8 protein-coding genes and 1 pseudogene are annotated in these 5,462 nt (G+C 59.7%); all 9 read right to left on the bottom strand.

All coding sequences use genetic code 11. From position 1 onward, the window contains the following. A pseudogene (locus QZX93_RS22310) lies at positions 1–225 on the bottom strand (hypothetical protein); the annotation flags it as partial. Between the two features lie 12 nt (positions 226–237). Further along, positions 238–1,185 (bottom strand): hypothetical protein, encoded by a 948-nt coding sequence (locus QZX93_RS22305; protein ID WP_295390750.1) that lies wholly within the window; start codon positions 1,183–1,185, stop codon positions 238–240. A 627-nt stretch (positions 1,186–1,812) separates the two neighbouring features. Then, complete coding sequence (locus QZX93_RS22300) at positions 1,813–2,076, bottom strand: hypothetical protein (protein WP_366760998.1); 264 nt, start codon at positions 2,074–2,076, stop codon at positions 1,813–1,815. A 115-nt stretch (positions 2,077–2,191) separates the two neighbouring features. Next, entirely contained in the window at positions 2,192–2,515 is a 324-nt protein-coding gene (locus tag QZX93_RS22295; RefSeq protein ID WP_295390749.1) for a hypothetical protein, read from the bottom strand. 158 nt (positions 2,516–2,673) lie between these two features. Then, positions 2,674–2,817 (bottom strand): DUF4351 domain-containing protein, encoded by a 144-nt coding sequence (locus QZX93_RS22290; protein WP_295390748.1) that lies wholly within the window; start codon positions 2,815–2,817, stop codon positions 2,674–2,676. 206 nt (positions 2,818–3,023) lie between these two features. After that, on the bottom strand, positions 3,024–3,239 hold the full coding sequence (locus QZX93_RS22285; RefSeq protein WP_295390746.1) for a hypothetical protein: 216 nt from the start codon (positions 3,237–3,239) through the stop codon (positions 3,024–3,026). After that, positions 3,223–3,675 carry a PIN domain-containing protein gene (locus QZX93_RS22280; RefSeq protein WP_295390744.1) on the bottom strand — a complete coding sequence of 151 codons (453 nt, stop codon included), beginning with the start codon at positions 3,673–3,675 and terminating at the stop codon, positions 3,223–3,225. Before QZX93_RS22280 ends, QZX93_RS22285 begins: the two co-directional genes overlap by 17 nt. An 87-nt stretch (positions 3,676–3,762) precedes the next feature. Next, positions 3,763–4,035, bottom strand: coding sequence for a DUF4351 domain-containing protein (locus tag QZX93_RS22275; protein ID WP_295390742.1), 273 nt, complete (start codon positions 4,033–4,035; stop codon positions 3,763–3,765). 625 nt (positions 4,036–4,660) lie between these two features. Then, positions 4,661–5,143, bottom strand: a complete 483-nt coding sequence (locus tag QZX93_RS22270) for a DUF29 domain-containing protein (RefSeq protein WP_366760994.1) — start codon at positions 5,141–5,143, stop codon at positions 4,661–4,663. Between the last annotated feature and the right edge of the window lie 319 nt (positions 5,144–5,462).

The raw sequence follows: 5,462 nt of genomic DNA, 5'->3' as shown, positions 1-5,462 counted from the left end.
CAGGCTGTTGGCCTCGGCCTTGACTTCGGCTTCGCCCTCGGCTATACCCTCGGCTTTGCCCTTGGCTTCACCCTCGGCAAAGATCGACTGGTAGGCACGAGTCTCTTGGATAGGGGTTACCAGATTCAACATCGCCCAGATATCCTTCGCGGTGAGCGCGCGAAAACGCTCGAAAAACCAAAATTGCAACACCTGCGAGAGGTCGATTGACTGATCGGTTTTCATCCGATCGCGCCGTCAGGTCACGGGCTCGGCGGCTTGGGTGACAGCCGCCAGCCAAGTGGCGGCATCGACACTGTCGGGCAGGGCCTCGCCCAGCAACTCCAATGCCTCGGGGTCACCGATACGCTCCAGCAGGGGCGCGCTGCGCGTGGCAGTGGCTGCATCGAAGCGCATCTTGGCCATCAGCAAGAGCAACCGACGCTCGGCCTCCAGACCACGTTCCATGCCTTGCTGGATGCCTTGCTGGATGCCTTGCTGGATGCCCTCTTGGATAAAGCGCTGAGCGAATCCGGTCATTTCGGCCGCCTCCCGGGGATAACGTTGGCTGTAGACTTGGCGTTCATTCTCGTCCAGGGCGGCATAGATGTCGATGAAATCGGCATATTTCAGCCGCTTTTCAGGGTGAGGCTCAAGCTCGATCAGACCGCGGACGGCTTGGGCGTAGACCTCGAGCTTGTCCTGCGGCGCGTAGGCCATGCTCGGCAGGATGAGCCGCGCCACCAGGTTGCGGCTGTGCAGATGCTCGCGCGCCGGGATCTGGAATAGCGCACTGGAGAGGTAGTGGAAGTCCAGATAGCCGCTGCGCTCGCTGCCCAGGGTGAGACGGGCAGGATAGTCGCCGGCCCGCAGGAAGATAACCACCGGCACCACCCGATCGGTCTTGAACAATTCGGCGAGGTCGAGACAATAATGGGCCAAGCGATGAATCGAGAAGCGCTTAGGGTCGGTTTCTTCCTCCAGCACGAACAACAGTGCCGCGCGCTGGCCATCGGGCCATTCGACCAACAGCGGCACGTCCAACTCGCGAAAGCGCTCGCCCAGGCGCTCCTTGAGTTGCTCCTCCCGGATGGGCAGGATGCGCGCGCCCGCATCGACCGCGTGGGCTTCGACCGCCGCGAAGAAGGCGATCGACTCGTACGGATAGTCGACAATCAGGTTCTTAAAGTTCTGGTCGTGGCTCACGGGATGCAGGAAATCAGGGACGGAAACTCACGGACAGACCGCGTTTAATTGCCGAGGCTGCGGGCGCTTCGTCATCGGAGAATACCAGGTCCCAGGAGAGGACATCAGGTTCCGCATGCGCCAGCCTCGATGATCGTTCCAGCTGCCCCCTCCATTCGGCGCGTCGGCACCGGCCAGAGATTGCCGTCCGTGGCCTGGATTCCGGCGTCCCGACCGGAGTGACTGCTCGCCCTTGGCCGGAGCGATGATCGAGCCGCGCATCGTTTGACGGGCAGTGACTCGGGGGTCAATTGGACTCAGAGCCCTGAGGGCCGTGAGGGCCGTCAGACTCTCTGCATCCAAGATACCGTCGAGCCCGAGGTCCAGTTGCCAGTGCGGCGCCGTTGCGATCCGCAGCTGCGCCCACGCAGGCAGCGCGCCGAAACGACAGTTCATAGTCGCAGACCCAAAATCAAATTTCCGGCGACGGTTCGGATACCGGGATCGGCCCTGATCGTCGTTCCGGCCGCGGCCTCTGTTCTGCCGGTCAGTACCGGCTGACCGAGTGCCGTCCGTGGCCTGGATCACGGCGTCCCGGCCGGAATGACGATCGCGCCGCGCATCGCTTGACGGGCGATGGCTCGGGACTCAATTGGATTCTGAGCCGATGAGTGCCGTCAGACTCTCTACATCGAAGATGCCGTCGAGCCAGAGGTCCAACTGCCAGTGCTGTGCCGTTGCGATCCGCAGCTCCGCCCACGCAGGCAGCGGACCGAAACGACGCGTCAATTGGCGTTTCAGGGTGTTGGCCTTGGCCTTGACTTCGCCCTTGGCTTCGCCCTCGGCTTTGCCCTCGGCAAAGATGGATTGATAGGCACGGGTTTCTTGGATAGGGGTTACTAGATTCAACATCGCCCAGATCTCCTTCGCGGTAAGCGTGCGAAACCGCTCAAAACGTCGATCGCCGTGATCGCGGCAGAGGTGGCCAGTCGGATTCTCACCTCGTTGAGGTAGCCCCTCACGTCCATCACGCCGCCTTAGTTTGCAACAGTTGCAGACGTTGACGCAGGCTTTCGGCCATGTCGCAAAACGCGCTCCATTCAAAAAAATCGACCCCATCACCCAATTCGCCGGCGTGAAAGCGCTGCGCGAAATCGGCGGAAGACATCTGGTACTCCTGTTCAAATGCGACCAGCCGAACCTCGATCGCGGTGAGTTCCTGACGGGCTTGTGCGTTTTCCAGGGCAAGAATTTTCTGCAATGTTCGGTCAACAACATCGCTGTGATAGCCCTGACGATAGATCACGGTCAATCGCTGCAGTCTATCCAGGGTACTGGCTTGAGTAGACATGAATCATTTACTCCGGCAATTCGGTGGCAGAGATCAGCTGCCCTTGATCATCCATCCTGCCGCCCCGCAAATAGACGGACTACCAAGTGTAGGCGCGACTTAAGCCCCACCTACATCCTCTCCGACGGTCGTTGACACCAGGTTTTCCGGAAATCGCCTTAATGACCCCCCAGCCAGGCATAGAGGTCGGTCACGTCGGAGAAGTCAAGCAGGGCCTCGCCCAAGGCCTCCAGGTCGTCGATCGGCAGTGCGGTTATATGGGCTTGTTGGGTCTTGGGCACCGGACCGATGCGTCGCGCCAAGAGTCACAGGACCAGATTCGGGCCTCGATCATAATCCCGGCCAGCGGCGTGCGTTGTCAGGGCTTCCAGCCTTGACGGTGTCAGGCCAAGATGGCCTGACTACGCACCGGGCGAACCCAAGTGGCCGGAATTGTGACCGAGGCCAGATTTTCGACGGAGATGACCGGCATGAGGTGAAAGGCTCAGGGCGAAGCGTTGAGGTTGATTCAGGGATCAGGATTTGCGTTGAGGCTGGCGGACAGTGTGTTTGCCCGAGCGGCGATTTCATCGATACTCAGCTCGGGCAGTCCCTGCTGGCGCCATTGGGTATAGTTGAATCGTTCGCGGTTGATTGCCGCCACGAAACGTTCTGCCTCGATCATCCCCATAGCGCCAATCAGCACCTTCATGCCTTGGAGGCGGAGCTCAGTTTCCGTTGTCATACCAATTCTCCAATATCGCAAGCGCATTGATCGGTGGCAAGACCCTTGGCTTATCTAACGATGACATTTTCCTGAGTAGCCGGTCGTCGGTTGTTACGAAGAGATTTGCGTCTCCCGCAATCGCCGACGCGAGGTGCAAGGCGTCGTACTGTCCAAGGCCAGACGCAGCCAGCTCACGGGCTCTGCCGATCACCGATGGTTCCGCGATGACGACCGTGCAGGCTAATCTGCGCCATTGCTGGATAGCCAGGCGATGCTCCTGATAGGGATTGTTGGCGTTTTCAAAGTCAAGCGTAGACGACCAGATCAGTTCGCATTCGGATCGCTTGACCTTCTCCTGTAAGAGGATTATGGCCTCGGTTTCCAGATGAATACGGACTTGGGTTTGGTCGTCGTAGGGTCGATTAAAGCAGCAGAGGTCGAGATAAATTCGCATCGGGTGTGCTTCGTGGTGTAGGTGGGAACTAAGTCGCAACTACATCCTCTCCGACGGTGGTTGGTACCAGGTTTTCCGGAAATCGCCTTAATGCCCCGCCAGCCAGGCATTGAGGTCGGCCACGTCGGCGAAGTCGAGCAGGGCTTCCAGGTCGTCGATCGGCAGCACGGTAATTCGCTCCTGGTGGGGCTTTGGTACTGGGCCGATGCGCCGATCCAAGTGTCGCAGGACCAAATTCGCCTCACGCTGACGGCCTTCGGCAAAGATCGATTGATAGGCACGGGTCTCTTGGATTGGGGTTACTAGATTCAACATCGCCCCGATCTCCTTCGCAGTAAGTGCGCGAAAGCGCTCAAACATAAAAACCTCGTTTGGTCAATAGGTTGGGCGGAAATCGGGGACAGACAACGTTTAATTGCGGAGGGTGCGGGCGTTTCGTCATCGCAGAATAACACGTCGTTGGAGAGGCCGTCAGGTTCCCGACCCGACGGCATCGATCATCGTTGCGACCGTGCCCTCTATTCTGCGTGTCGGTACCGGCTGAGAGAGTGCCGTCCGTGGCCTAGATTCCGACGTCCCGACCGGAATGACGGCTCGCAATCGGCCGGAGCGTTGATCAGGCCGCGCATGACTTGACGTGCGGTGGGCGTTGATCGTCGTTCCGCTTGGTCCGCTATTTTTTCTGCGAGTCCGCAGCGGCCGAGAGGTTGCCGTCCATGGCCTGGATTCCGGCGTCCCGGCCGGAATGACGATCAAGGCCTCTGAGGGCCTTGGTCATCGCTCCGGCCAGACCGGCCCTTGCGGCAACCCGTCGCGGCCAGGGACCGCTCCTACGCGGGTAAGAGCGGCCCCCCGGCCCCGACGAATGTTCGCGGGGTGGCCGGAATGACGATCAAGGCCACCGCGGGGGTTGTGCATGCAAGCGTTCCAGGTCCGCGGCGAGATAGGAGAGGAACACCCCTCGGGTTAACTTAGAATGAGGATGTCAAGGCATTGCCAGCGACCTGGGGTAAAAATCCTCGTCCAGGATCTGCTCAACCGAGTATGGGCAATCCGCTGGGAAGGTTTCGGCAGGGAAATTGGTTTCTCTGATTGCTAGGCAGCGGGCGTCGGTGTAGGCATCTATCATAGCGAGTTGCAGTGACGCTTTCAGGCTAGGTACCTTTTTCAACAGGAATAAAAGTTGGGCGCGCTGCTCGATGATCGTGTTGCGCCAGCTTTTCGCCTCGAAGTCTCTCCATCGGGTCGTCAACGTGTCCAATTGAAATTGCCACTTGAGCAGATGGGCAATCAGGATAATAAAACGGCTTTCCAGCTCGCGGAGGTTGCTCTTCCCCATGTCTTCGAGCTCAGCGATAAGGTGCTCAACGTCGAGCGCCTGGGTCAAGCCTTGTTTTAGCAGAAAGACCTGGCCTTCGGCCCAGGCGTTAACGTCCTGCTCATAGAGTCGGGCGCTGTGGTTCATCATTCTTTACCAGGTCCGCTGTGGGAGATCGGGGGGAAATCTGGGACAGCCAACGTTTAATTGCGGAGGGTGCGGGCGTTTCGTCATCGCAGAATAACACGTCGTTGGAGAGGCTGTCAGGTCCCCGACTCGGCGGCATCGTTCATCGTTGCGGCCGTGGGCCTTGATCATCGTTCCGGCCACTCCGCGAACATTCGTCGCGGCCTGGGGGCCGCTCCTACCCGCGTAGGAGCGGCCCCCAGGCCGCGACGGGTTGCCGCAAGGGCCGGTCTGGCCGGAGCGATGATCAGGCCGCGCATGACTTGACGTGCGGTGGGCGTTG

Source organism: uncultured Thiodictyon sp. (assembly GCF_903946935.1).
In the GTDB taxonomy this organism is placed as follows: Bacteria; Pseudomonadota; Gammaproteobacteria; order Chromatiales; family Chromatiaceae; genus Thiodictyon.
Note: the sequence above shows the minus strand (reverse complement) of the source record. Positions and strands in the feature narration are given on the sequence as shown.